The 25934-nt window shown below is 38.4% G+C and carries 28 protein-coding genes; 14 read left to right on the top strand and 14 right to left on the bottom strand.

Going from position 1 to position 25934, the window contains the following annotated elements:
* Positions 1-15 precede the first annotated feature (15 nt).
* From ACQK2H_RS06415 to ACQK2H_RS06395, 5 genes are all read left to right on the top strand, one after another.
* Positions 16-699: an SOS response-associated peptidase gene (locus ACQK2H_RS06415; protein WP_425390631.1), complete on the top strand. Its 684-nt coding sequence runs from the start codon at positions 16-18 to the stop codon at positions 697-699.
* A gap of 130 nt (positions 700-829) precedes the next feature.
* A complete protein-coding gene (locus ACQK2H_RS06410; protein WP_425390630.1) occupies positions 830-1399 on the top strand; it encodes an RNA polymerase sigma-70 factor in 570 nt (189 codons plus the stop codon).
* A 54-nt stretch (positions 1400-1453) separates the two neighbouring features.
* Positions 1454-2338: a FecR family protein gene (locus tag ACQK2H_RS06405; protein ID WP_425390629.1), complete on the top strand. Its 885-nt coding sequence runs from the start codon at positions 1454-1456 to the stop codon at positions 2336-2338.
* A gap of 189 nt (positions 2339-2527) precedes the next feature.
* The gene (locus ACQK2H_RS06400) at positions 2528-4987 is read left to right on the top strand and encodes a TonB-dependent receptor (RefSeq protein WP_425390628.1); all 2460 of its coding nucleotides are present in this window, start codon (positions 2528-2530) and stop codon (positions 4985-4987) included.
* Positions 4984-5814 (top strand): DUF4249 domain-containing protein, encoded by an 831-nt coding sequence (locus ACQK2H_RS06395; RefSeq protein WP_425390627.1) that lies wholly within the window; start codon positions 4984-4986, stop codon positions 5812-5814. Before ACQK2H_RS06400 ends, ACQK2H_RS06395 begins: the two co-directional genes overlap by 4 nt.
* A 267-nt stretch (positions 5815-6081) precedes the next feature.
* On the opposite strand, the gene ACQK2H_RS06390 is transcribed toward ACQK2H_RS06395, so the two are convergent.
* Genes ACQK2H_RS06390 through ACQK2H_RS06380 form a run of 3 tightly spaced genes read right to left on the bottom strand, consistent with a single transcriptional unit; the run spans position 6082 to position 8231 of the window.
* A complete protein-coding gene (locus tag ACQK2H_RS06390) occupies positions 6082-6519 on the bottom strand; it encodes a DinB family protein (protein WP_425390626.1) in 438 nt (145 codons plus the stop codon).
* Positions 6520-7122, bottom strand: coding sequence for an IMPACT family protein (locus ACQK2H_RS06385; RefSeq protein ID WP_425390625.1), 603 nt, complete (start codon positions 7120-7122; stop codon positions 6520-6522).
* Positions 7119-8231, bottom strand: a complete 1113-nt coding sequence (locus ACQK2H_RS06380) for a tetratricopeptide repeat protein (RefSeq protein WP_425390624.1) — start codon at positions 8229-8231, stop codon at positions 7119-7121. Before ACQK2H_RS06380 ends, ACQK2H_RS06385 begins: the two co-directional genes overlap by 4 nt.
* Positions 8232-8330: 99 nt before the next feature.
* Between ACQK2H_RS06380 and ACQK2H_RS06375 the strand changes: the two genes are divergently transcribed.
* A complete protein-coding gene (locus ACQK2H_RS06375) occupies positions 8331-9218 on the top strand; it encodes a GNAT family N-acetyltransferase (protein ID WP_425390623.1) in 888 nt (295 codons plus the stop codon).
* Here the strand turns inward: ACQK2H_RS06375 and ACQK2H_RS06370 are convergent.
* Positions 9196-10368 carry a glycosyltransferase gene (locus tag ACQK2H_RS06370; protein ID WP_425390622.1) on the bottom strand — a complete coding sequence of 391 codons (1173 nt, stop codon included), beginning with the start codon at positions 10366-10368 and terminating at the stop codon, positions 9196-9198. The genes ACQK2H_RS06375 and ACQK2H_RS06370 overlap by 23 nt on opposite strands.
* Before the next feature lie 80 nt (positions 10369-10448).
* Between ACQK2H_RS06370 and ACQK2H_RS06365 the strand changes: the two genes are divergently transcribed.
* Complete coding sequence (locus tag ACQK2H_RS06365) at positions 10449-11291, top strand: glycosyltransferase (protein WP_425390621.1); 843 nt, start codon at positions 10449-10451, stop codon at positions 11289-11291.
* On the opposite strand, the gene ACQK2H_RS06360 is transcribed toward ACQK2H_RS06365, so the two are convergent.
* The 6 genes from ACQK2H_RS06360 to ACQK2H_RS06335 form a co-directional block, all read right to left on the bottom strand.
* Entirely contained in the window at positions 11292-13919 is a 2628-nt protein-coding gene (locus ACQK2H_RS06360; protein WP_425390620.1) for an FtsX-like permease family protein, read from the bottom strand.
* Positions 13916-14254, bottom strand: a complete 339-nt coding sequence (locus tag ACQK2H_RS06355; protein WP_425390619.1) for a PadR family transcriptional regulator — start codon at positions 14252-14254, stop codon at positions 13916-13918. Before ACQK2H_RS06355 ends, ACQK2H_RS06360 begins: the two co-directional genes overlap by 4 nt.
* Before the next feature lie 223 nt (positions 14255-14477).
* Entirely contained in the window at positions 14478-15281 is an 804-nt protein-coding gene (locus tag ACQK2H_RS06350) for a DUF4197 domain-containing protein (protein WP_425390618.1), read from the bottom strand.
* Positions 15282-15319: 38 nt separating this feature from the next.
* Positions 15320-16234 carry a ribosome small subunit-dependent GTPase A gene (rsgA, locus tag ACQK2H_RS06345; protein ID WP_425390617.1) on the bottom strand — a complete coding sequence of 305 codons (915 nt, stop codon included), beginning with the start codon at positions 16232-16234 and terminating at the stop codon, positions 15320-15322.
* Between the two features lie 102 nt (positions 16235-16336).
* On the bottom strand, positions 16337-16966 hold the full coding sequence (locus ACQK2H_RS06340) for a peroxiredoxin (protein ID WP_425390616.1): 630 nt from the start codon (positions 16964-16966) through the stop codon (positions 16337-16339).
* 28 nt (positions 16967-16994) lie between these two features.
* On the bottom strand, positions 16995-17438 hold the full coding sequence (locus tag ACQK2H_RS06335; protein ID WP_425390615.1) for a Fur family transcriptional regulator: 444 nt from the start codon (positions 17436-17438) through the stop codon (positions 16995-16997).
* A 150-nt stretch (positions 17439-17588) separates the two neighbouring features.
* On the opposite strand from ACQK2H_RS06335, the gene ACQK2H_RS06330 reads away from it, so the two are divergent.
* The 5 genes from ACQK2H_RS06330 (at position 17589) to ACQK2H_RS06310 (ending at position 21859) form a co-directional block, all read left to right on the top strand.
* Entirely contained in the window at positions 17589-18113 is a 525-nt protein-coding gene (locus tag ACQK2H_RS06330; protein WP_425390614.1) for a hypothetical protein, read from the top strand.
* Positions 18114-18130: 17 nt separating this feature from the next.
* Entirely contained in the window at positions 18131-19162 is a 1032-nt protein-coding gene (locus tag ACQK2H_RS06325; RefSeq protein WP_425390613.1) for a DUF6588 family protein, read from the top strand.
* Between the two features lie 186 nt (positions 19163-19348).
* Positions 19349-20398 carry a DUF6588 family protein gene (locus tag ACQK2H_RS06320; protein ID WP_425390612.1) on the top strand — a complete coding sequence of 350 codons (1050 nt, stop codon included), beginning with the start codon at positions 19349-19351 and terminating at the stop codon, positions 20396-20398.
* Positions 20399-20531: 133 nt separating this feature from the next.
* Positions 20532-21002, top strand: coding sequence for a low molecular weight protein-tyrosine-phosphatase (locus ACQK2H_RS06315; RefSeq protein ID WP_425390611.1), 471 nt, complete (start codon positions 20532-20534; stop codon positions 21000-21002).
* The gene (locus ACQK2H_RS06310; protein WP_425390610.1) at positions 20999-21859 is read left to right on the top strand and encodes a fructosamine kinase family protein; all 861 of its coding nucleotides are present in this window, start codon (positions 20999-21001) and stop codon (positions 21857-21859) included. The genes ACQK2H_RS06315 and ACQK2H_RS06310 overlap by 4 nt, the downstream gene beginning before the upstream one ends.
* Positions 21860-21875: 16 nt before the next feature.
* Here the strand turns inward: ACQK2H_RS06310 and ACQK2H_RS06305 are convergent, their stop codons facing one another.
* On the bottom strand, positions 21876-23114 hold the full coding sequence (locus ACQK2H_RS06305; protein WP_425390609.1) for an aspartate kinase: 1239 nt from the start codon (positions 23112-23114) through the stop codon (positions 21876-21878).
* Positions 23115-23192: 78 nt separating this feature from the next.
* On the opposite strand from ACQK2H_RS06305, the gene fbp reads away from it, so the two are divergent.
* Entirely contained in the window at positions 23193-24197 is a 1005-nt protein-coding gene (fbp, locus tag ACQK2H_RS06300; protein WP_425390608.1) for a class 1 fructose-bisphosphatase, read from the top strand.
* On the opposite strand, the gene ACQK2H_RS06295 is transcribed toward fbp, so the two are convergent.
* A complete protein-coding gene (locus ACQK2H_RS06295; protein WP_425390607.1) occupies positions 24172-24492 on the bottom strand; it encodes a hypothetical protein in 321 nt (106 codons plus the stop codon). The two genes, fbp and ACQK2H_RS06295, sit on opposite strands and share 26 nt — an antisense overlap.
* A gap of 59 nt (positions 24493-24551) precedes the next feature.
* Here ACQK2H_RS06295 and ACQK2H_RS06290 point away from each other — a divergent pair, with 59 nt between their 5' ends.
* Positions 24552-25025, top strand: a complete 474-nt coding sequence (locus ACQK2H_RS06290; RefSeq protein WP_425390606.1) for a nuclear transport factor 2 family protein — start codon at positions 24552-24554, stop codon at positions 25023-25025.
* Here ACQK2H_RS06290 and ACQK2H_RS06285 read toward each other — a convergent pair.
* Both ACQK2H_RS06285 and ACQK2H_RS06280 read right to left on the bottom strand, forming a co-directional pair.
* Positions 25015-25467, bottom strand: coding sequence for an acyl-CoA thioesterase (locus tag ACQK2H_RS06285; protein ID WP_425390605.1), 453 nt, complete (start codon positions 25465-25467; stop codon positions 25015-25017). The genes ACQK2H_RS06290 and ACQK2H_RS06285 overlap by 11 nt on opposite strands.
* Positions 25460-25924, bottom strand: coding sequence for a DUF5606 domain-containing protein (locus ACQK2H_RS06280; RefSeq protein WP_425390604.1), 465 nt, complete (start codon positions 25922-25924; stop codon positions 25460-25462). The genes ACQK2H_RS06285 and ACQK2H_RS06280 overlap by 8 nt, the downstream gene beginning before the upstream one ends.
* Positions 25925-25934 lie beyond the last annotated feature (10 nt).

Below are 25934 nucleotides of genomic sequence, written 5' to 3'. Positions count from 1 at the left end.
GTTAAATTGCCAAAAATGTTGGATCGATACACCATAACCTTAAAACCAGATGAGCTTGCGCTTGTTTTGGGAGCCGAAGTTCCTGAAATGTATAAACCACAATATAACGCAGCTCCAACAAAAATTTTACCTACTATTACAAGCAATGAACCGGATAAGGTTTCATTCTTCAACTGGGGGTTGATGGCTATGTGGTCTAATAACCGGGCAATGAGTCCTAAATTTTTTAATCTCCCTACCGACTCTGTCATTAATAAAGCCAGTTACCTCAAAAAATTAGCTACTCACCGATGTGTAATCCCAATGGATGGTTTCTACTTATGGAAACAAGTGGCTAAAAAACAACAAGTACCACACTACTTTTTCTACCCTGACAAGAAGGTTTTTTCGGTAGCAGGGCTATGGGAAGAAGGTGAAAACGGCACCCATTCATTCATTATGATTACCAAACCATCGAACGAACAAATGCTTGAATTTCAAGACGACATGCCAGCTGTCATGGATACTGCATCAACCAGAAGGTGGCTTGAATCTGACGATCAGGATGAACTACAGGCATTGCTAAATCAGGAGCTGAAAGATGAATTGATATCGCATACCGTTTCACCCAAAATCAAAGATATTGATGGAAATGACAGTTCGTTTATCAAACCGGCCCCAGCTTCCGACCAACACGGAAACTATACCTTATTCACCTAATCCAGCTCATCAAAAAGCAACCGATTGTACTATTCTTGTGTCAGTATCACATGTTATTTTAAATTCGCACCTAATCAAACACTGAATTTTCAGTGATTATCACCATAATCAAACATACGCTTCGACCAGCATGAGTTCTGACAATGACCTTTTACTTTTCCAACAAGTGAAGAGTAATGACTTCTCTGCTTATGAGGTCATTTTTAAGCGCTATTACAAAGAATTATACCGATTTGCATTTACGTATGTAAGAGATTCCACAATAGCTGAAGAAGTGGCTCAAGAGGTATTTCTATATATCTGGGAAAAGCGAGGCAATATTGAAATACAAACAACATTAAAAACTTATCTGTACTCTGCGGTAAAAAATAAATGCCTGAACTACATCAAACTGGAGCTGCCAAAACAGCAATCCATGGCTGATGTAAGCGAAGTTTTGTTGAGTGTGAGTATGCCCAAAAAGGATGAAGGGGAAAATGAACGATTGAAAAAATACATTCAGTCCGCTATTGATGCCTTACCTAAAAAATGCAGGAGGATATTCATACTGAGTAGAAATGCTGGTATGACCTATGAAGAAATAGCTGAAGAGCTGGATCTCTCCAAAAAAACAGTGGAAAATCAGATGGGAATCGCATTAAAAAAATTGAGAGAATCGCTCGATCATGTGTACAAACATTATAAGGAAAATATGTCCTAAAAAAATCTAAGAAATATTGGGGGTAAGCGTTCCCCCAATTGACAGACAAATGAGATGGCAAACGACCTGAAAGCATATAACCACCTGAACTACAAGGAAAAGCCTTCCGGAGAAGAGGATAAGTTCGTTGAGTTCTTATTTCAACATTCCGAAATGGATGCTCCTGAGATAGATGAATCCAAAGCTTGGGATGCACTGAATAAAAAAATTCATAATCCGAATCAGTCTTTCGCCTGGATGAAAATTGCAGCAGCAGTTGTCATCTTAGCAGTTCTTTCTGTAACAGTTTATATGTATAATCCTGAAGTCAATCAGATTCAGGTTTCATCTACTGATCAAAAGGTCAGTGTTACTTTCCCCGATGGCTCTACAGGAATACTCAATACAAATTCATCATTTTCTTACCCTGAACAATTTGAAGAAGTGAGAAACGTCTCCTTCACCGGAGAAGCATATTTTGATATTAAGAAAAGCGAAAAACCATTTATTATTGATGTAAATGGAGTAAATGTAAAAGTCCTTGGAACTGCATTTAATCTAATCTCAAGTAATGATGATGTGAAGCTATACGTAGATAGAGGATTAGTCGCTTTCGAGAAAAATGGAGAACAAACCAAAGTACCTGCAGGGAAAGAGGCCATTTTCAGTAGAATTGATGACTCAGTAGAGCTTAAAGAATTGCCATCTGACAATATAATGAGTTGGAGAAATGGTGTTTTCAACTTTGATAACACTCCACTTAATGAAGCGCTGGAAGAACTATCCGAATACTATGAGGTAGAATTCAAGTTGTCCAATGAAAAGCTGAAGTCGTGCAAAATTTCGGTAACATTTAACCGACAACCATTGAATGAGGTATTATCCACATTGAGCTCACTGTTAGAGCTTAAGACCTCAACTAAAGATAAAACTGTAAAAATTTCCGGCCCGGGCTGCTAATTTCCGCCTAATTCATTGATTACTTTTGGAGGCGTGTTATGCGCCTACCAGATATCAATTCGTAAGATTCTAGCCATTTTTTTGTTGCTAGGTGCCTTCTTTGCATATTCCCAACAGACAGCCCTTCAAAGTAACCTTATCTTTTCGGGCGAATTAAGCTTGTTCAAATCCTTGGATTCCTTGCGATCGATGGGAATTCCAGTCGCCTACAGCACAAATAAGCTAACGAATCAAATCCTGACAGTGAAGCGTAATATGTCTGTCAAAGAATTCCTTGACTACTTACAAGATGAGTTAATTGCTGATATAAAATACAGCAAAGAACAAATCATTGTTTCGCCGCATATACCTAAATACTACACGATTCACGGAGTGCTGAGAAACGTAGAATCCGGAGAGCATATCATTGGAGCTACGCTACAAATTGTAGGAACTTCGGTAGGTACCACCTCGAATGGATATGGCTATTATTCAATAACACTGAAAGAGGGAGAATATCGTGTTAAGTTCTCTCACATAAACTACCAACAAAAAGAAGTTCAGGTTTCACTGTACAGAAATACTTACCTGGATATATCTGTAACTCCACGAATTACAGAGCTTGAAGAAGTAGAAGTGAGTTCGCTATCAAATGACATCAACCTTACAGAAAACATTCCATCTATCAATCGCATCTCCATTGCCGGTGCTGATGGCCAGATACCGTATCTTCTCGGGGAAGTTGATGTAATCCAAAATGCGCTATTAAAACCAGGTATTCGGGCCATCGGAGAAGATGCCAGTGGCATTCATGTAAGAGGTGGTGGAGTGGATCAAAACCTTACCTTACTGGACGAGGCAACCATCTACAACCCCAACCATTTTTACGGATTAATCTCTGTTTTTAATCCTGAGGCTGTAAATAACGTTCGAATAATGAAAGGATACATTCCTCCATCTTATGGTGGACGTACCTCTTCTATTATTGAGGTAAGACAAAAGGAAGGCAATGCAAACGAAACGCATTTTTCAGGTGGTATTGGAGTCATATCGGCCCGAGCGCTGCTTGAAGGGCCTATCACCAAAGGAAAAAGCTCATACCTGATCTCCGGAAGACAAAGCCTCCTTAATCTATCAATAGATGATTTTGCAAGTAACTCGGTTCTCAGGAATCGAATTAGATTCCAGGATTTAAATGTTAAACTAAACTTTAAGTACAGTAAATCGAGCACCTATTACTTATCAGGTTATTTAGGTAATGATCGCAACCTGGTGGGTTTAAATTCAACCAGGAATTGGGGAAATCGTATGCTCAATTTTAGATGGAATTACCTTTTTACTCCCAGGCTCTTCTCCAACATTTCAGCTTTTGTATCCGAATACAATTACCGAATTGAGAGCACTGAAGCACCGGGCGCTTTTGTGGGTAGATCAAAAATTGCTGATTACAGCACAAAGATCAATATGACCTACACCATCGATCCGAATAATGAACTGACTTTTGGAATTAGTAACATTTATCATCGGCTTTTACCTGGAACACGTGAGCCTCTGGATCAAAACTCAAATACAAATAGTATTCGTTTAGAGAACGAGCAGGGCCTTGAATCAGCAGCGCATATAGGCCATGAAACAAGTATCGGGAAGCTTTCATTACACTATGGCTTCAGAGCCAGTAGTCTTTTAACCCTTGGTCCGGGAACTGTTTTTAAATATGAAAACAATACACCAACAGCAGATTCAGCCATTGTTGACACTGTGAAGTTTGAAAGGTATGAGGTAATCAATACAGATATCAATTTTGAACCTCGAGCATCCTTCAACTATCAATTAAATCAAAAAACATCGATTAAGGCATCTTACACAAGAACCGCCCAATATCTACACCTCATTTCTAACACAATTTCGCCTGCACCGACAGATATCTGGAAGTTAAGTGATCAATACATCCCCCCTACCACCACTAATCAGTACACGTTAGGGCTGTATAAGAACCTAAAAGACAATACCTGGGAGCTATCGTCAGAGGTCTACTATAAGGACATTGACAATAACATTCAATATAAGAATGGAGCTGACTTGGTCTTCAATGAGAACATCGAAACTGAGCTACTCCTAAGCAAGGCTCGCGCATATGGATTAGAAATATATGCTAAGAAAAAAATTGGTCGTTTAAAGGGATGGATTAGTTATACACTTTCAAGAGCTGAAAGTAGCATATTGGAATTTGAAAGTGAGAGATACGTAGCTGAGAATCATGACAAAACACATGACTTTTCAACCTCATGGAGCATGGAGCTAAACGAAAGATGGAGTGCCTCTGCAAACTTTGTTTACAATACCGGAATACCTGTGACACTACCCACAGACAAGTATGTGTTTGAAGGTAATTTAGTTCCACATTTTCAGTTTAGAAACAACGCAAGGCTTCCTGACTATCACAGACTTGATCTTTCATTTAAATGGGAAGGGAAGGAATTCAAAAAAGATGGTTCAAGAAGAAAAAACAGAGATTACTGGACGCTTACCATTTACAATGTCTATGCGAGGAAGAATGCGTATTCGTACTTTTTTAGAGAATCTGAAACAAATCCTGCAGTAGCAGAAGTGGTCAAATACTCAATATTTGGAACGATAATACCGGCAATCACCTACAATTTCAGAATTTGAAAAAGCTTGTTTACATATCACTATTATTGGCACTGGCATGTGAAGAGGTGGTGATTGTAGACCTTCCACAACCTCAAAATCTCGTGGTAATTGAAGGGTGGGTAACAGACTCGCTTAGCAATCACCCAATCAGGATTACAAGATCAGGATCATTTGCAAGTCAAAATCCGGTACCACCTATTGAAGATGCACAAGTATTGGTTCAGGCTCGTACAGGAGAGGTATTTCAGTATACTTATCATGAAAATGGTTTTTACCGGGCTAATAATGCATATCGGGGGATAACTGGAAACGAATATCGTGTTTTAGCAATTGTAGACACATTTGAAATTCGTTCTGATTGGGATATGATTCCTGAAAAAGTCCAGATACAGTCTATTCAGGTTCAATCTTTTCTGGAAAATGATCCAAATAACCCGGGACAACAAATTACAGTCTACTACCCAAAAGTAAATGTGGTTGATCCAGTGGATAGCGAGAATTACTATCGATGGATTTTCTATAAAAATGATGTCATTTATACCGAGCCTGATCCTATTACAGTTCAAAATGATCGGTTGTTTAATGGGAATTTAATCCCTAACAATTTCAGGGCATTTGGTTATGATCCGGGTGATGAAATTACCATACAGCTTCAATCAATCTCACCGCAAGGCCATAGGTATCTTGCATTACTACGCTCTCAAATCACTACTCTTGGTACCTCCAGCGGCACAACACCTGCTATAGTAGATGGTAATCTGTTCTACGTTGAAGATGATGAAAAAAGGGTATTAGGGTACTTTGGCGCTGCGGCGATTAGTGCTGATTCAGTTGAAATCAGATAAAAAAAAGGAAAAGTGGGGTAAAAAAGCAAACGGAGCGCCCTCACCAAAGCAACTCCGTTCTAATTCAACCAGCTATGGATTGTTTTGAATTTCTTTAGTTCAAGATTAGCTAAGATTTTCGTAACGAAATGGGTCGATTCGTTTACATAAGCCAAATATTAGATAAACCTATGTTTATACACGATTAAAGAAAACGTCCATTGAAATATTCAGTGAGCACATAGGCTTAAACATTACTAAATCTATATTTAATTGTATTATTCTTATTTAAGAAAGAATCCTCCTGTGGTAATTAATTTGACCCAAATGATAGTTTAAATGCCCTAGTAGGTGATTTAAGAAGTATCTAACGGTCATTGGGTAGTCAAAAGGCTGTAATGGATATACTGCATCCAGGTCTGTGGCTTGAGCTTTATCAAAAAAGTCGGAAAGAATCCGCTTTGTAGTTTCTATTTCTTCAAGGATCTCAGAGACGGTCATTCTTCCATTGAATTCAAAATCTCTTTTTCGTTCGTATCCGCTTTTTGCCAAAACAGCACCAATGAAATGTTGAAGATTACCACACAAGTGCATAAATAGGTTTCCCGACGAATTATTTATGCCTTCTTTCTTAATCCATAAGGCATTTTCGTCAGAATAAGCATCCAACTCCGTTTTTAACTTATCAAGATCCCTGAGAAATAGTTTTTTTAAATTCAGAAGCAATCATTCCTCTTCAAATTGAAATTCCATATTATAAAGATCACCTGTTCTTTCTTTAAAGGTAGTCATTTGATCTTTTTTTATAAGGCAGTGTATTTTACACGAAGTTTTAAAATCCCGTTCAATTACTTCTAATTCAAAGTCATTGATAAGCCTTTCGGCTTGACTCATCATATCATACTCGAACTTGATGGAGACTTTTCTTGTCTCAAAAATCTCAATACGCTTTGCTTTTGATAATGCATGATCTGTAGCGGCTTTATAGGCCTGAATCAACCCACCGACACCAAGCTTCGTACCTCCAAAGTACCTGATTACAACAACGAGTACATTCGTTAGCTCAAATGATCTGATCTGTCCTAAAATTGGATCTCCTGCCGAGTGGGCCGGCTCACCATCATCATTTGCCCTCCAAGACTGATCATCCAGCCCTAAAACCCAAGCAAAGCAATGGTGCCTGGCATCATAGAACTCTTTTCTAAGCTGATCCTGGACTTGTTTGATTTCTTCTTCTGTATGAACCGGGAATGCGCGAGCAATGAACTTACTCCCCTTCTCCTTATACAAGCCTTCAACTTCTGATTTAATGGTATAGTAAGCACTCAAAGTACAGACAGCAATTTTTCAGCTTCACTTTCTATTTGTTCCGTTTCAGCATAGGTCAGGGCTTTTTCTAAATTGACTCTAGCCTCCTCCTTACGATTCGTTTTTACAAGAATACGACTTAAGCCCAGATATCCGAAACTCTTAAAAAACTCTCCATGGTTAGGTATTTCTTCAGCATACTTCAAAGCAGTTCGATAAGCATGTTCTGCTTTTTTATCATTCTTAATGATCTTCTCTTCAAAGTAACCCAGGAACACATATCCAGCTAGCTTATAGTATGGACTTTCATGTGTGATAAGCGCGTGAATATCATCTAATGGTGCGTCTTTGAAATCTTCAGGGTTGGCCATTGATTCGAGATACTTTGCCTTTGCATAAAAGTTGTTGGGATACATTTCACATAAAGCAGAAAGGTAGTTTTGTGCAAGATCAGGCTTATACTCATAGCGTAAATAGATATAACTCAGGTAAACATAGGCTTCCACTTTTGTAAGAAAAGATTCATTGCAAGCCTGTTCTAATTGCTTAAGGCCTTTTTCCATATCTCCACTTCTAAAAAACCAAAGTAGCGGCTTATACATGGGATGTTTTTCAGGATATTTTTCTCGGAAGTAGTTATAAAGACCAGTAGTCAATAAAAACTCAGGATAATCATCGACAATATCAAACCCTTTTTTCATTAAGCCATATGCTCGATTAGCCTCTGACACAGCCTTCATCATATAGCCCTGATCTGCATAATACTCGGCCAGTAATCCATAAGATGCCATGGCAAAAAAAATCATTTCCGGTTGTTCCAAATCTGGATCTCTAAACCGAGCCAAGGATATAGCAGAGTCTAATTGAAATTCCATTTTCGCAAATTCTTCTTCAGAAATTAATGGTATTTCTGACCATAAAATCGACATTGCACGCATTAACGGAATCACAGGATGCTCTGGTAAGTACCTTTCAGCTTTGGAGATATAGTATTCAGCCGAATCAGGTTTAGCATTATAAATATGATCGGAAGCTTTTTTGACAAGATTTTGAACAGGGCCTGGATTGAAAACCTGTCCTACTGACTGTAAGCAAGTGATTAAAAGAAATGTGGTGATTATTTTCTTCAAATGTGAAACGATTAAGTGCTAATTGTAGAAACAGGAATGCAAGATAACGTTGGTACCGAGCTTTAAAAAGTAGCTATCCGTTTTAATTTTGAGTCAATTATGATGCTAAACATTTACACATCTCCAGAACGAATTGCTTTCGAAAAAAGTCTCACCTACTATCAAAGTGCCTACTTTCAATCACAGACATATAACCAATTCACCGCCTATTCAACCGAACAGCTATTTCTACCCTTAGATATTATTGGAGAATCCGCAATTAGCATACCTAAAAGTCCTTTTGGATCTGTTGTATTGATAGATCATGCAGCAGACCTGCAAACCTTCATAAGTGAGGTGAAAAAGGATTTGAAAGAAAAAGGTGTCTCCGAATTGGTTATTCATCACCCATGTGAAATTTACAAAGACTATCCTGCGGTCAATGTTTTAGAAAAATTAGGAGCTCAACTTCTTTTCAATGACTCTAATCAGCACATACTTCTGAATGAAAAGTGGGAGGACACTATCCATCAGATGCAGGTTCGAAAACTAAAAGCACTACAGGATGAGGGATTTACGTTTAGAAAAATGGAAAAGGACGAGCTTGAAACTGCCTATAAGTTTTTAGCCGTCTGCCGTCAAACACAAGGCCTTCAGATCAACATTGGCTGGGAGCACTTGCAAAAACTCAGTGAAAAACTACCCGGTAAGTATGAATGTTTTGGGGTGTTTAGAGAAGGTAAAATATCTGCATTGTGCATTTCCGTTAATGTAACGGAAGATGTTGCGTACTACTATCTGCCGGCCACCAGCCCAATGTTCAGAAATCAAAGCCCAATGGTAATGCTAATAGCTGGTATGGTGGAGCACTATCGTGATGAAGGGTATAAATACCTGGATTTAGGTGTCTCATCTATTGAAGGTAGGACGCAGGAAACGTTGAAAATATTTAAGGAACGAATGGGAGGCGTTTCAACGACCAAGCCTACTTTGAAATTCCTTCTTTAAAAATCTGTTCCAACTGCCTGAACCATTCTGTGACTCCAAACCGTGAAACAGCTTCTTCTCTGACCTTTTCTGGTGAATATTCGCTGTAAGTTTTAACCATTTCATGAATGGCTGATCCTAAATCAGTCACATCCTTATCACATAGTACTCCTGAATATTCAGTGAGAATCTCCTCCGGACCGCCACACCTTGTAGCCACAACAGGCTTACCACAAGCCATTGCTTCTAGTACCACATTTCCAAACGTTTCGTATCTGCTTGGGAGTACTAGAAATTGACACTTATGAATATATCTCCTTACTTCTTCTCTGGTTTTTTCACCGATAAACTCAACCCGATCATCCAGTTTTAATCGACTAGATTTCTCAAGAAGGTTTTCTTTTTGAGATCCCTCACCTATTATTTTCAACTTAACATCTGGTAGATTTTGGATAGCTTCCAATAATAGGTCAAACCCTTTTTCATGTTCCAACCTACCAATAGCCAAAACGTATTGCCCGTTCTCATTACTCAGATCAAAGAAATCAGTATCAACCGGATTGTATATTACTTCTGCTTGAGGCACCCAATTTTGCAACTCATTCTGCTGAAAATGACTGGTCACAGTCACTTTTCTTGCTCTTTCTATAGCTGATAGGGTCTCACCCTTAATACCACCAAGGTCATTCAGAAGGTGTTCAAACATAAAGCCCCCAAGCCTGATGTGTAGATGGTAAGGCACATCATATTTATCGGATAAATACTCACCCACCAAAATGCCGGGATAAGTGCCTTGAACAAGTATCAGATCCGGCTTATCATTGTCAGTCACAAAAGCTTGAAAGTTTAACTCATTGCATCTAATTATATCTTTCAAATTTCCTTTTTTGAACCGCTTGGTCCAGCTTAGAGCAGGCTGATAGTATTCTATGACGCCATTTCTCTCTCGAACTTTTGATGCATCCTTTTGATGTTTTTTAATTTTTGAAAGGTTCTTAAAGTGATCTTTCACCCAAATCAATTTTTCTGCATCTCCTTGGCCCCAGGTGCTCACTCCTATCTTCCACTCGGGTCTTTGTTGAGCCATCATCATAATTTGCTCTTTTATAAAAATTCCATAGGAAGGATTGGACTCAGATGGATACCACGATGGAATGACAAAAAGCTTCATTGCCCCGAATTTAACTCGTGCACATCAACTTTCATCTTAGTTTAATTGGTAAAAACGATCTCAAATATGAAATTACCAGCATGAATCAATTGCCATTGGTTTCAGTCGTTTGTTTATCTCACAATCATCAACCCTTCATAAAAGAGGCCATCCAGTCGGTTTTAAAACAAACGTATACGAATGTAGAATTGATCATTGTAGATGATGGGAGTACCGATGGTACCAAGGAGGAGATTGAAAATATCATTGCAGAGCGGAAGATTGCATTCATTGACATTCCGCAAGCGATTGGAAACTGTGCTGCATTTAACAAGGGATTTAAAAAATCATCAGGAGACTATATCATCGATCTGGCGGGTGACGACATCTTAATGCCCGAGCGTATATTAAGAGGAATAAATACTTTTTTGAGTAGAGATGCAGGAGTCATCTTTTGCGATGTTCTCAAAATAAAACCGAATGGCCAGATCATTGACAACCATTATAAACGTGACAAAAAAGGCCATCTAATTGAAAAGGTGCCTGAAGGTGATTTATATATTGATTTGATTAAGAACTATTTCATATCTCCACCCTCAATGATGATCAAACGTGAAGTACTGGAAGACCTGGGGGGGTATGATGAGTCTTTAAGTTATGAAGACTTTGATTTCTGGATTCGATCTTCACGAAAGTGGAAATACGCTTTTACAGATGAAGTGCTGGTAAAAAAGAGGATTATCAAAGGATCATTGTCAGATCTACAGTTTCAATTTGGCACCAAACATCAGGAATCAACCCTAAAGGTTTGTCAAAAAATAAAAGAGCTGAACGAAACCAAAGAAGAACGTTCAGCTCTTAGAGCTAGATGCATTTACGAGATAAAGCAGTGTGTAAGACAAGGGAATTTCAGCCTAATACCATCCTTCATCAAACTGCTTTAGTTACTCATATTTTAGCGTATTTGCCGGATTAAGAGAGGCAACCTTCAAGACCCTGACACTTACGGTAATAAGAGAGCATACTACCACAACAGCTAAAGAAATAGCCAGTACAGCCCATGGAAAATTAATGCGATAAGCATAGTTATCCAGCCAGTTATTCATCCCGAAAAAAACGATTGGTAATCCAATAACTGTAGCAATACCAATCAATACGATGAACTCTCGATAAAAAAGTGATACGATGTGTGCTTCTGAGGCACCCAATACTTTTCGTACTCCAACTTCTTTCGTTCGCTGAGAAGCAATGAATGAAATAAGACCAAACAAACCCAATATTGCCACGAGTAAGGCAAAACCAGAAAAAATACTAAAAACAGATCCGAATTTTCGATCCTCTTTATAAAGCCGATCAAAACGATCATCAATAAAGGTATATTCCAGCGTAGACGTAGGAAACATTTCAGCCCATGTCGATTCGATAAGATCCAGACCTTCTTTCAGGGAACCAGAAGAAAGTTTAACTAACGAATGATGTAATACTGGATCATGAAAATAACAGGTCGGTTCTGTCGATTTTTTTAAGGTGGTTCGATTTACATTTTCGATCACTCCTATTATGTGATACTTATCATTTTCAGGATCTCGACCAAACTGTATTTTTTCATTGATTACGCTTGATTCGGAAAGATTGAAGCGATCCAAAAATGCCTGGTTGACAATAACAGCTGAACTATCAGAAGCCAGGTCTTTTTCGAAATTTCGTCCATCTAGCAATTGAATATCTAATAACTCAAAATACCTTTCATCAATGCTTTGAATATATGTGGTTGCGTCTAATCTATCAGTTAGTCCCACTATCTTCACCCCACCACTTGTTGATGCGATTTCATCGCTCTCACCCCCTGGTACTGATGTGGTTGTGGAAGTGCCAATAACATTCGAATTCTTTTCAAGCCGGTCTAAAAACACCATCATTTTATCTACCAACTGCTGTCTGTCATTACCTGTCGGGCGTGGATTCCTGAATGAAACAACGTGGGCTGTATCCATCCCCATATCCATATTTCGCATAAAATCAACTTGCTTTATCACAATCAATGTGCAGGCAATAAGTACGATGGAAGTAGCAAATTGAAGTACTACAAGTGTTTTTCTTAAACCTACTCCACTCTTGGAATTTCGGAATTTCCCTTTAAGTACACTTATGATTTTGAAATTGGAGAGGAAAATAGCCGGGTAGAACCCGGATATAAATGTGCCAACCAATGTGAACATGCCCAGCATCAACAGAAAGCCGGTATCTTTCCAAACATCATTTAATATTTGAGTTTCCACTAGTGCATTGAAAGATGGTGTAACCAACTGTGCAATTAATAAGGCAATTATGGCACCTAATAAATTGATCAGAAGCGCCTCTACTAAGAATTGTATTCTTAGCTGCCTCTTACCAGCACCAATCACTTTTCTCAATCCCACCTCTTTTGCGCGATCAACTGCTTTGGCAGTAGATAAATTGATGTAGTTCACCCATGCAATCACCAATATGAAAATGGAAATAATCTCAAGAAAATCGACAGATTTTTTACTTCCAGCCACTTCTGGCTCAAAAGTCATTTCTGAATAAAGATGAATATCCTGAATAGGCTGAAGGTTAAAGAAAAGCGTACTTTCCTCATCCAGGTGCTTATTTTTTATAGGAATCATTTTCTCCTCTAATGCAGTAATATCTGCACCTTCATCAATCCTTAAATACGTGTAATAATTAAATGCTCGCCATCCTTCATTATCCAGTCTTTCCTGAATGGTAGAAATAGAAATAAGGAAATCAAACTTGAAGTGTGTATTAAGTGGTACATCCTCAATGACACCAGTTATTTTAAAATCCTGGTCAAACCCAGAGAAGAGATGTAAGGTTTTGCCAACAGGGTCTTGTTCACCAAAATAGAACTCAGCTTTGGATTGGGTGAGCACAATGGAATTAGGCTCTATAAGCATGGTCTGTTTATCTCCGGATATCACTTTATGACCAAAAAATTCAACGAAGTGCTCATCTCCCATTTTGACCATCTCCTCATTGATCAAAGTCTCTCCTTTTTTTACTGTAACATTCCCAATATTGTATGTCACTGTGTAAGCACTCACTTCCGGGATTTCCTCGGTAATGATTTTGCCGGATGGATTAAAAGACATAGCGTCTCTTACACCAACCTGTCCGTCAACGATCTGATCAGTAGTGAGCCGGTAAATATTCTCAGCATCTTTATGAAAAGAATCATAGCTCCTCTCAAAAGAAATATACTGATTGATCAATAAGAAGGCTGCTAAGCCAACCGCCACACCAATTACATTAATGGCAGTATAACCTTTGTGCTTTAGAAGATTTCTAAAGCTGATTTTGAAATAGTTTTTAAACATGCCTGTGTCCTTTATTAATGAGTTTTTGAAAATGGGTTTAAGTAATGAAAGCCTCAATAGCATTACTACATCCATCAAATATTTCCATTGTGGAAATCTTGACCCGGATGCTAAATGATCAGCATATAATTCTTCCAGATCACCCTTGATGTCGGGGTAATATTCAGGGTGACAAAACCACTTGAAAAATGTATCTGCTGTTTTTTTAATCATACTACTTTCAAGTCCAGCGCCACTTCAGGGATTGCATCCCACAACTGGGATCGTACATCTTTCGAATATTTTAAAGCTTCCTTACCATATGCAGTGATAGTGAAAAATCGTTTTGGTTTCCCTCCTCTTTTTTCACTAGAATCCCCCTGACGACTATCCAAATAACCTTTCTTCTCCATCCTTCGAAGAGCTGATTGTAACGCGCCTACACTAACCTTTCGATTTAACCTGTTCTCTATTTCATGCTTTATAGCTACTCCATAAGCTTCATTATAAAGTACCCCCACTGTGAGGAGTACGATTTCTTCAAATTCTCCTAATTGATATTTTTTCATATTCAATCTCCTAAATGTAGTATTCGTAAACAAACCTATAAAAGTTTCATGAATTTCCTAAATGTAGTATTGAAAAAAGTCAGCAATGAAATTATTGAAGAAAGACCGAACACTATTCAAGCGGATGGTGTTAATATCTTACACTAGCAATAGTGTGAGTTAGGTTGGTTGTGTGATGGGGTCGCTCGCTCGAGTGACCCCTTTTTATTTTGAGCAGGCTAGCTTAATTATTACCAAATACTCGCTCAATGATCGAGCTTCCCCAAGCGAAAGGATCTTCCCGAATCTTCTTTTCTTCTTCACCCACTAAGTGAAAAAGTCCATCAATCGCTCTGGTAGTGGCATATTCATCAATACTGGATGGAAGCTGTACATTTAAAACGTCGCTTGGACTTACCGTGGTGAGTCCCAAACCTGTAGGGTCATACTCATAACTTAAAAATGATGCAACATCCGTATACACCTGATTTGCCCCCGTTGCATCCAGAGCTTCTTTTACGTCCGGATTAAAAGCTGTAAAAAGCGCATCACTCGTTGTTCTGTAAAAAAAGTCTGTCGCTGCTGTTTCGCCACCATTAAGAATACCTCTTGCGTCATCAAAAGACATATTCCGTATGGCATTTCCGAATATTGGTAATGCTTTTGTGGCAGCTGATTCAGCTCCTCGATTCATCGCTGTGATCAACTCTTCGAACAGATCATTTCCGTTATTTTCTAAATTGATATAGGCGTCATAAACTACGGATAATGGCACTACTCCACCAATGCTTTCCGTTTGAATTTTACTTTGCAGGTTATTAACTTCTTCTGGCAAAAGAATCTTGATTACTTCATTTTGTAAATATCCTCCGGTAGAGGAAGCACTGGTAACCGAGTTTTCCAATCCGATATTTAACGCTTCTTTCAGTCCCTCAACTATTTCAGCCTCAGATAGCGGATTCGTTGCATCCTCAAAAAGCTCGCATGACACCAAAATGCTACTTAGAGCAAGTAACGTAACCAACAATAATCGTCTATAATTTTTCATAACCTGGATTTTAATTTCAAATCTATTGAATGTAGCTCTCACCTTCTGTTATCCTCTGTCCTTAAAATAGACAAATAACTTTCATACCTAGACACTGAGATGCTTTCACCCACTGCTTCTTTGATTTTGCATCCCGGCTCATTCTCATGTAAGCAATTATGAAACTTGCATTCTCCTAAATATTGCCTCATTTCAGGAAAATAATGAGAAAGTTCTTCATCTTCAATTTCGGACAATCCCAACTCTTTAATACCCGGTGTATCAATGATTGCAGATTTATCATTAAGCCAGAATAACTCAGCAAAGGTGGTGGTATGAACACCTTTATTAGCAAAGTCAGAAATTTCACTAACCTCCTGCTTTGCATTTGGAATGATTTGATTGATCAATGTTGATTTACCCGCTCCACTATGACCAGAAAGCAGACTTATTCGATTTTGAAATAACGATTGTACTTCCGTCTCAACTTCCTTATCAAACTGACAAAGAAATACCTGATATCCTATCTCGGTATAGATCTTTTTTAGCTCCTCGTACTTATCAAAATCTTTGGCTGAATAAATGTCTTTTTTATTGAATAAGATTACACCAGGAATTCTAAAGGCTTCCAAGGTAATCAGAAAACGGTCTATGAAACCTATAGAAGTTCGAGGCTTTTTAAGTGTCACAATTAAAACTCCAAGATCAATATTACTCGCAATTAAATGATCGTGTCCCTTTTTTCGCGGACTTTCTCTCAGTACATAATTCTCACGAGGATAGATTTTGGTAATCACCCACTCACCTTCTACTTGTTGATTGTCTTCTACTTCGACAAAATCACCAACAGCAATTGGATTCGTTAATTTTTTATCATCCAGCTTAAACTTACCACGCAACCTTGCTACAAGGCGTTCCTGCCCGGATTGAACTTCATACCATAGTCCGGTAGATTTAGTAACGAGTGCTTTCAAAAACGATTGATTTTAATGTACAATACTAAGACAATGCAATTGATTGAAATAAAAAAGGCTGATCATAAAAATGATCAGCCTTCAATCATGCAGTATTAATTCTTAGTTACTTGAAAGATATTCTGCTACACCTTCTCTTGTTGCGTTCATAGCAGTTTTACCTTCTTCCCAGTTTGCAGGACAAACTTCTCCATGCTTTTCTACGTGCTTCCAAGCATCTACAATTCGTAGCATTTCATCAATGTTTCTTCCTAGAGGAAGGTCATTGATGGTCTCGTGTCTTACGATTCCTTCTTTGTCAATGAAGAAAGTACCTCTGAAAGCTACGGGTGCTCCATCAAACTCAAGATTTCCTTCTTCGTCGTATGACCAATCTCCGGCCAAAACTCCGAAATTAGATGCTACAGTTTTTGATGGATCAGCAACTAATGGGTATGTAACACCTGAGATTCCACCTTTATCCTTGTCAGTCATTAACCAAGCCAGGTGAGTCTCTTCAGTATCACAAGATGCTCCCACTACAGCTACACCTCTTTTCTCAAACTCTTCTAATTTCTCTTGAAATGCGTGAATTTCTGTAGGGCACACGAAAGTGAAATCTTTTGGATAGAAGAAGAACATTACTTCTTTCTTACCAATGTACTGGTCAAGTGAGAAGTTCTCTACAATCTCTTCTCCGTTGATTACAGCTGGTGCATTTACTATAGGTGCTCTTTTTCCTACTAATGACATGTTTTACGTTTGTTTTAAGTTTTAAAATTTAAATTATTGTTACATCTGCCTCAGGATCAATACGTTCTCCGTTGACCTGAAGCTTTATTTCGTTGATTTTAAAATTCCTAATTCGCTTCTTTCTGAAAAAATCATTGATTAAACCATATAACTCTTCATCGTAGAAGTCTTGAATTTTGTTCGTCTTAAGACAATAAATATGACCATGAGGGCTCATATTAGCGTCATACCTTTTGGATCCGGATCTTACTGACACTCTTTGAATCAAGCCCGAATCAACCAGAACATCCAATACACGATAAACACTTCCTAACGAAATAGAAGGATTGTCCTCTTTAATTGTTTCGTGAATGCTCTCAGCAGTTGGGTGATCATTAGAAATCATCAACTCTTTAAGCACCACTATTCTCGGATGAGTGGCTTTTAGGCCTGCATCGCTTAACTGTTCTTTTATTTGACTAACAATTTCCATTTAGGAATTATTCTCAAATGCGAAGTTAGCATAATTAGATTCTCAACCCAAACTTTTAGACTAAAGAATTATGAGAGGCCATCAATGACTGAAATTAATTAGTGATTCTTTCTTAGCTTTACTCTAACCAATTGAATAATACATCACACAATGAAACAAGCTAAAATTTTAAGCCTAGCATTACTTTGTTGCCTATATCTCCTAACTAGCTGTGGAGATGCTGGCATACAAGTCAAAGTTGGAGGGGAATATGATACCGATTTTGGTGCTAACCAGGCTGGACTTGAATTGCTACAAAATTTCAATGAGTCTGCCTCTACCTCTGTAAATTCAGAAATCAAAGACTTTGGCGATAGAATACTCGAGTTAGAGGTTACTTCGCTAGTAATAACGATGCGCGATTTCCGAGAAAATCAGAACTCTATTACAGGAGAAATTATAATTGAGGCAAATAATATTGAATTCAATTCCGGCCCTGTTGAACTTTCCAATGGTGCTATTATCCCCCTTCAAGCCAATCAATCAAACTTCAATAATTTAAGTAATAGATTAAAAAACGGCGATGTTAGTATCGCCCTGGAAGTTAATGCTGACGAACCTTTTGGTGACAACAACTTTGATATTGAATTAGCAATAACAGCTTTCGCTACTGTACAAGTGGATGAAAATCAATAATCTCAACAACCACACACATGAAACTAAACTATAGACTAATAATAACTTTATTTTTTGCAGCTACTATCTCAAGCACAAAAGCACAAGATATTGGAACATTTTTAGAAGCAGGAGCTGGAGATGCTGAAAGATTAATGGAAAGCTATTTAGAACCTGCATTTTTGGGTTTTGGTTATGGTATTAATAGCGGATGGTACAATACTGCAAAACCTCATAAACTTTTGGGTTTTGACATAACACCTACCACTACTCTGGCTATGGTTCCATCAAAAGGAGAGTTTTTTACCTTTAATCCCAATGATTATGATAACATTTCGTTGAACCCAGACAGCCCAACTGATCAGGCACCAACTCTGTTTGGCCCTAATCTTCCGGCAGATGAATTACCACTTCTTGACTATACATCAGAGTTAAATGGGGAGGAACAGACCATTTCTATCAGTTCGCCGACAGGATTGGGCTTGAAGGAGGTAATCCCAATCAATGCAGTCCCATCCGGAATGATACAAGTAGGACTTGGTTTATTCAAGAATACGGATCTTAAAATCAGGTTTATTCCTGCCATTAAAGAAGAAGATTTTGAATTTGGAATGTTTGGTGTGGGTTTTATGCACGACCTGAAACAATGGGTTCCCGGATTCAAGCAAATTCCTTGGGATGTCTCAGGGTTTGTTGGATGGAATAACATTAATGCAAAGCTCTTTGTAGATCCTGAAAATAATCCGGATCAAATGGCCATCTTAAATATTAGTTCATTTACTCTGCAAGGGTTGATTTCTAAAGAGCTTTCAATTTTAACGTTATTCGGGGGTGTTGGCGTTGCTACAACCACTACAAACTTTGATTTGGAAGGTACATATGAGACTGAAATTTCTGATGAAAACCCAACGGGTACATATGTAGATCCAATTAGCTTCAAATATTTATCCACTGGCCCACGAATAAATGTTGGCTTTAGATTAAAACTGTTGATTATGACATTGCACGCTGATTATGCCATTCAAAAGTATAATACATTGACATTAGGTGCCGGAATCAATATCAGGTAACAAAACATTCTCTAACCTACATTCTAAAGGCCAACATTGCGTTGGCCTTTTTTATTACCCTCTAAGATTCGGTAATTTCGATTAATCCACGGATAATTCAGGATGACTCAATTCGTATTTTCAAAGAATCTTGGTTAATTGCGCAAACAACTAATTCCACATCATAGAGACTAAAATTTATCAGTAATGAAAAAGCATATAAAGTATATTATTTTATCAGTAGCAGGGATGATCTCAATGAGTCATTCCGCAAGTTCACAGGAGTTTGGTGAGATATTCCGAAGTGGTGCAGCTGATGCTAACCAATACCTTGGTGCATACACCAAATCAATGATGCTATCATTCAATAATGGGTTGAGCAGTGGTTGGTATAACACAGCAAAACCACATAAATTGCTCGGATTTGATATCACAGCAAGTGTTAATGTTGCGAATATTCCTGATGATGATAGGTTTTTTGACTTTAACAGTAGAACCTGGGAAAACCTGGAACTAGCTTCAGGGTCAAATATTTTACCAACTGCTGTAGGTGGCGAAACTTCATCCGTTTTGAGAATCCCTGCAAGTACTGAAGTAGCACCTGGTGTTACCTATGAGAATGATGTTACATTCAATGCCCCTCCGGGATTTGATGTAGAAGATTTTCCAATTGTTGGCTTCCCAGTGCCGGCTGTGCAACTTGGCATTGGCCTGCCGAAAGGCACAGAACTAGTCGTTAGATATGCCAGTGATTTTGGTGCAGCAGGAGATGATGGCAGCTTCAACATTTTTGGACTAGGTGTAAAGCATGATCTGAAGCAATGGGTTCCAGGGTTAAAACAAATTCCGTTTGACTTTTCAGGATTTGCTGCTTTCAACAGATTAAAAGCTGAATATGTCATTGATGAAACATCTCCAGAGTTTCAGGCTGATGGCTTGGCTACACTAAAAGCCTCTTCATTTACAGTTCAAGGTATCGTATCCAAAAAACTAGCGATCTTCACCCCTTACATGGGCATTGGCTACAATATAGCTAGCAGTTCCATGGATGTAGCTGGTGATTTCACATACACAGACACATCAAGTGGACAAAGTGCTACCGTAACAGATCCTGTAGCACTGGATTTTTCCGGTGGTAGTTCACCTAGAGTAAACCTGGGACTAAGAATGAAACTATTGATACTTACTATTCATACTGAATACACCATCCAGAAGTACAATACATTCACTGCAGGTTTGGGTCTGAGCATCAGGTAATTAGAACCGCATAAAAAAAGAAAAGTCCCGTCAAAAACGGGACTTTCTTTTTTACTTGTCAAACAGGTGTATGAATAAATTTGTGTTATGCATTAGATATATACTATCTAATCAAAAAAAGTAACCACCTATTATGATAAAAGTTTTATTTGTTTGTTTAGGAAACATATGCAGATCCCCTTTAGCTGAAGCCATTTTCAATAAAAAACTGCTAGAACAAGGCTTAAACAGCAAAATAAGCGCAAATTCTGCTGGCACTGCCAACTATCATGTTGGAGAAAATCCTGATCCTCGAACCATAGAAATTGCAAAAAAACATGGTGTTCCTGTTAACCATAAAGGGCAGCAGTTTAAAAAAAATCATGCAATAGAGTATGATTACTTGCTGGCAATGGATAGTTCTAACTATGGAAATATGGTTTCAGAGATGGGTAATGAACCAAGCAAACTGATTTTAATGCGGGATTTTGATCCTTACGGAAAGGGTGAAGATGTACCTGATCCATACTATGGGGGTGTTAATGGATTTGAAAATGTATATCAGATTTTAGATCGATCATTGGACAAATTCATCCATTTTCTAAAAAAGGAGCATAATTTATGAGTGGTTTTGTTGCCAAAATCATTGAAATAAACTTTCCCGATCAACAAGTAGATACGACGCAAAATGTATCAGGCGGATGCATCAATAATGCCATTAAGGTTGAAACTGACGAAAATCGATATTTTCTCAAATGGAATCGTTCTGATCTCATTGGAATGTTCGAGTCAGAATCCAAAGGACTAAACCTTCTCAACAAGCATTCCCCTATTTTTTCTCCTGAGGTTATCGATGCTGGGGTGATTGAAAACAGATCGTATCTGCTGACAGAGTGGATTGATCAAGGGGCTCCTCACACCGATTTTTGGAGAAATTTTGGTATAAACCTGGCACGTCAACATAAAAATTCATCCGATCAGTTTGGACTTGATCATGATAATTACATTGGTAGTTTACCTCAGTCCAACTCTCAGCATGCATCCTGGGATCAATTTTTCATAGAGGAAAGACTAAACCCTCAGTTAGACCTAGCTAAATCAAAAGGATTAATGGACAATAACCTCTTAAAACAATTTGATACCCTGATGAATCACCTGCCTCAGCTGGTACCTGATGAAAGGCCTGCCCTTCTGCACGGAGACTTATGGAGTGGTAACTATATGATTGCTGCCCATGGAAATGCTGCCGTATTTGACCCTGCTGTTCATTATGGTCACAGAGAAACAGAGCTGTCATTCACCAAACTATTCGGTGGCTTTTCAAGTGATTTGTATCGGTATTATGAAAATGAATATCCTCTTGAGCCTGAATTTGAAGATCGAGTAGATATTCACAACCTCTACCCTCTTCTTGTACATGTCAATCTCTTTGGATCATCCTATCTATCAGGTATAATTCAGACTTTAAGAAGATTTACATGACATGAAGATTGGTGTATTACCGATATAGTACCTGATAATTATTAGCGGTCTTTTGCTCCATGATTACCGTCCTGTTCCAAGGTAGTTTATTGAATGCATCAGGTGTGTAATTTTTAATGGTCGCCAGGTTTAATGGGCTTTCAAATGAAAGGATGAAATCCCTATTTAAAAGCTCCTTTATCCGCTTCGACTTAAATTCCTTATTGTCAATACAGAAAGAAAAGGTTAGGGCTGAATTCTGCATCAGGTTGATTTTTATATTTAACAAATCAAGTACCTGAAGGATCAAACCTAATTTTTTCTCATCCATAAAACTGTGATCTTTTACCTGTGCTGTCACTAGCAGCTGATTCCCTTTAAATACGAAGCATGGAATCATCTTCGTAGTGTTATCTGTGGATATGGTAGTCCCACTTTTTGCTTTATCCTGAAACGAACGAACCATCAACGGGATACTTTTTTGAGCGATCGGCTTTAATGTTTTGGGGTGAATTACCTGAGCTCCATAATAGGTCATTTCTGTCACCTCACGGTAGCTGAGCTTTTCGTATTGTTCCGCTCCTTCCAGTATTCTGGGGTCTGCATTAAGGATGCCCGGTACATCTTTCCAAACAGTGAATCCTTCCGCATTTAAGCAATACGCTAAAATGGCGCCTGTATAATCCGACCCCTCTCTCCCCAGGGTGGTGGAATTACCTTCTACATCTGAACCAATAAATCCCTGTGTAACCACCACAGACTCCTCAGCAACAGGCTTCAACAAGTTTATCACTTGCTTTTCAGTCACTACCCAATCCACATTGGCTTCTGTAAAATACTGATCTGTGCGGATAATGGTTCTGGCATCAAACCATTTACAGTTAACCTGCTTATTTAAGTACTCTGCTATGATTGAGGTGGACATCAATTCTCCGTAGGGAACAATTTTGTCATAAGCAAGCATAGACTCACATTCTCCCAAGTCTTTAAGTTCGTTTTCTAAAGAACGCTCAAAGTGAAGATAACTTTCTGGTATTTCACCAAAAAGCTCCTGTGCAATCTCATGATGATAGTCTTTTAGCTCACCAAGTGTTGCTGCATAATCCTGACCTGTATGTGCCTGTTTGACTAAGTCTTCAAGTTTATTAGTGGTCTTACCCATTGCAGAAACTACAATCACCAGACGTTGCGAACCGAATGAAGCAACAATTTCTCCTAAATTTTTTACCCCGGCAGCATCTTTGACTGACGCACCTCCAAACTTGAAAATCTGCATTATGCAAACGTTATAAATACTGAATGAATTAATTTCGTGGTTTGAAACCCAATAAACAATCTCGAATATAAACCCCTTATGAACAAAAGTAAGCTTGGCCTGCCGATAGGAACAACCTTAGACCGCTTTATTAAACAAAAAGAGGATGAATTTTCCTCAGCAACTGGTGAATTGTCTCAACTTTTGAGAGATATCGCGCTTGCAGGAAAAATTATCAATAAGGAGGTAAATAAATCAGGACTACTTGATATCACTGGTGGTTTTGGAGAAAAAAACGTTCAGGGAGAGGATCAGCAAAAACTCGATGTTGTAGCTGATATTCGATTTACAAGAGCATTGCGAAATGGAGGTATGACTTGCGCGGTTGTTTCCGAAGAGGAGCAAGAAATCATCCACCTCAATCCTAATTGTAGGTATGTTGTAGCAATTGATCCTTTAGATGGAAGCTCCAATATTGATGTGAATGTATCGATTGGTACTATTTTCTCTATTTACAAGCGAATTTCCCCGGTAGGTGGACCTGTGCAGGAAGAAGATGTACTCCAGAAAGGTACAGAGCAAGTTGCTGCAGGATATATTTTATATGGCTCTTCTACCATGCTGGTTTATACGACAGGCAGAGGTGTTCATGGATTTACGTTAGAGCCAAGCCTTGGAGAATTCGTGCTTTCTCACAATCAAATGAAGTGTCCTAAAGACGGAAAAATCTATTCGATCAATGAGGGTAACTATTATGCTTTTGACGAATGGGTGAGAGAATACATCGATGATTGTAAGAAAAAAGGCATGACTGCCAGATATATCGGTTCGCTTGTTGCAGATTTTCATAGAAATATGATGAAGGGTGGACTCTATCTTTATCCAAACACAGAAAAGGCACCAAATGGTAAACTAAGGTTACTATATGAGTGTAACGCCCTGGCATTCATCGCTGAGCAATCAGGAGGAGTTGCTACTAGTGGTAAAGAGCGTATTTTGGATATTCAGCCTACCTCGTTTCATCAACGTTCTCCGTTGTACATCGGGTCGGCTAACATGGTCAAACACGCCACTTCTTTTATGAAGACTGGTACTGTTGCCTAGTAATTACTTTCTTCTTTTCCCTTTCTATAATTGCTAAAGCCATGTTTTGGGCAATTTTACCCTGATCGGAGTAATGAAGTAGACGTTTTACTTCATTTTCCGGTATATCTATACGGTAAAGTGCGTTCAGAAGCCTGTTTAAGTCATGATCCAAGAGGTGGTTTACCTGCTTTGTAAGGAAATCCACTAACCGATCAAAATCGTTTTTTGTATCCTCAAATTCTAATTGATCCTCTAATCCTAAATCCTTGTGGATCAGTTGATAACTCTGCCTCAGAAGTGTAACTTCATCCATAGTATAACATTGAATTAGGCAATTATCAGGTATTTTATCTGACTATAAAAAACCCCCACATGAAAAAACTATTAATAGCACTTCTACTAGCTTCTCCATTGCTATCCATAGGACAAGGTCAGGATAAAGATGAAATCATGGAAGTGATTAACCAGGTTTTTGAAGCAATGCGTACCAACGACAGCACCCTCCTAAAGCAAAGCTTTGTAGAAAACCCTAATACGTTTACTGCTTTCTATGATAATGATGGAAATTCTACGTTGGTATCAGGTGAATTCAAGCGATTCAAAGATGCTGTTGGACAGCCCAAAGAGCAGGTATGGAACGAACCAATTTGGAATGAAAAAGTAGAGATAGATGATAATTTAGCTTCCGTTTGGGTCGATTATGCATTTTATGTAGACGATCAATTCTCACACTGTGGTGTGGATGCATTCCATTTAATCAAACGTGAAGATGGCTGGAAGATCTTTCATCTTGTAGATACACGTCGCAAAGAAAATTGTGAAATACCGGATGAGTTTAAGCCTTGACTTTATCCGGAATCCACTCAAAATCATCTGATTTTACAGCATCCAGCAACAAACCGCTCAGCTCCGTTGGCGGAACTGTTGTTCGACGCTTTACCAGATCCAACCACGCTCCATCAACATCTACTTTTGCCGAAAGGCTGCCATCATTAGTATAAATATTATGCCTGAATGACCATTTTGACCCATCTTTTCGAAGTTTCGAAATGGTAAATCCCACTTCGAATTCTTCATTCATACGGACTTCTTTGAAAAATCTGGTGTCTTCTCGGAAAAGGATTGGCCCCACACCCATTTTTATCAATTTGCCGAAAGACATATTGATATCCTCAAAGTACATTAAACGTGCCTGCGCACAATAGTCATTATACGCAGTGTGCCTCATATGCCCGTTTGGATCCAGATCTGCCCAACGTACCCTGAATTTATACTTAACCTCACTCACCTTTGGCTTCCTCTTTTTTCTTAGCCGATCCTTTTTTCGTTTTCTTGGCTTCTTCTTTTTTTTCTGCTAAAACATCAGGAGCCTGCTTTACTAATTGATCGTACCAACTTACTACCTTCTTTATATCAGAAACATACACTCTTGCTTCATCATAGTCTGGTAGCACAAACTTTAAAAATGCTTTCAGCTCCTCCGGGCTACTATTTTTATCTAAATCAGTATCACCATCAAATTCCTTATGGATTTTTCTCATCACATCCTCCAAAGGAACTGCTCCTTCTGTATCAGTAGTATAAATGGATATTTCCGAAAGAATGCTCACTTTATTGTGCATGGTAGCTACCATTTTCTTCTTGTGCTCATCCAGGCTTTCCAATATCACACCTGTACGTGTTGGTTGAATTATTTTGAATAAGGTTCCTTTTCCTGAAACTGATGCTATATCGCTGAATTCCATATGTTATTTT

It is taken from the genome of Ekhidna sp., from assembly GCF_965228795.1.
Classification (GTDB): Bacteria; Bacteroidota; Bacteroidia; order Cytophagales; family Cyclobacteriaceae; genus Ekhidna.
Note: the sequence above shows the minus strand (reverse complement) of the source record. Positions and strands in the feature narration are given on the sequence as shown.